The 1,288-nt window shown below is 45.7% G+C and carries 1 protein-coding gene; it reads right to left on the reverse strand.

Translation table 11 applies throughout. From position 1 onward, the window contains the following. Nucleotides 1–757 precede the first annotated feature (757 nt). Nucleotides 758–1,288: hypothetical protein (locus tag KDK16_RS08690; RefSeq protein WP_257275630.1), on the reverse strand; the 531-nt coding region annotated here is incomplete at its 5' end.

Here is a 1,288-nt window from a genome sequence, read left to right on the forward strand (position 1 = left end):
TATCCTCAATTTCTTGCAATCCTCGCTACGGACGCTTAAGTCCGACAGGCTGCTAAGGTTTGTGAGAGAAAAGTATGCTTGTTTTTTTGATTTAGCACCTTTCTGGTCTATTACTTTACTGACCTGTATTTACTCACTACAAAACAAGAATGGATGAATAGAATAATGAGACGATCATTTTTTGTTGTGCTGCTGTCGCTTCTTTTGTCGTCTGTCGTTTGTCGGGCAGAATCGTTGACAAGACATTTTGTTATCGAGCATAAACAGAACAGTGAGAGCTTTTCTATAAAGCACAACCTGAATTCGTTGTTAGGCAATCCGACACACCTTGCCGACACAAACGACTATGCATGGGCAGTTTTGCCGTCTGATGACAAATCACACAGGCTTGATGGTTACACTTTAAAAACGACCTTTATTGAGTCCATTTCGTGGCAGTTGCTTTACGCCACCAATCTGCTGGTGGCTTATGAACTGTTCCTGACTACACATGACGCCGCTCTGAGCGGCAAAACTTATTCATGGATACCCGAAGAGGCGTTTGTCGCAGTCGGCTGGCTCTTAAAAAGCTATTGGAACCCTGATTCAGTAATGTTTAACCCGAGGGATCAACTGAAGGCAAGTCAGGATGATCCGTTTGCGATCAACACTATGATGCTCCCCGGACAAAGCCAGCAACAAAGTGACCAACAAAACCCACCAGCAGAATCATCCGGTCAGCAAACCCCGGGGGCAACTGCCCATGTTAGAGGCTCTGTCAAAAGACGCCTGTCTTCTGGCTCTGGCCGTGATAACGAAGGTTTTGAACAAGAGCAGCATACTTTGGGTTTAGAGTGTTACGTCGATTCCTGTCATGGCGTGTGTAAATTCCGACTATTGAAAGGTCACAGGTTTGTTTCCCGGTGTGAGCGATTCTTTTGTGACTCGACAGGGCGCGACTATTCTTACAGACCTTCCCGCATGGCTCCTTCCTGCCATCCTCCCTGAAAACGTTAACGTCACAGATTTTTTGCCCGGTGTGAACTTTGCTTTTGTGAGAAAACAGAGCCAGATCATTCTTGAAGACTTTCCCGCAAGGCCGTTGCAGACCATCCTCCCCGAACTCGCTTACGTCACAGATTTGTTGTTCGGAGTGGTATCTGTATTTGTGATTCGCCAGGGCATAAGTATTCTTGCAGACCATTCCGCATGGCTGTTGCTGACCATCCTTCCCAATCACTATCCAGTTACAGATTTTTTGTCCAGAATGGTATGCGTTTTTGTGAGTCAATAGAGATTTAGCATTCTT

It is taken from the genome of Endozoicomonas sp. SESOKO4, from assembly GCF_024606275.1.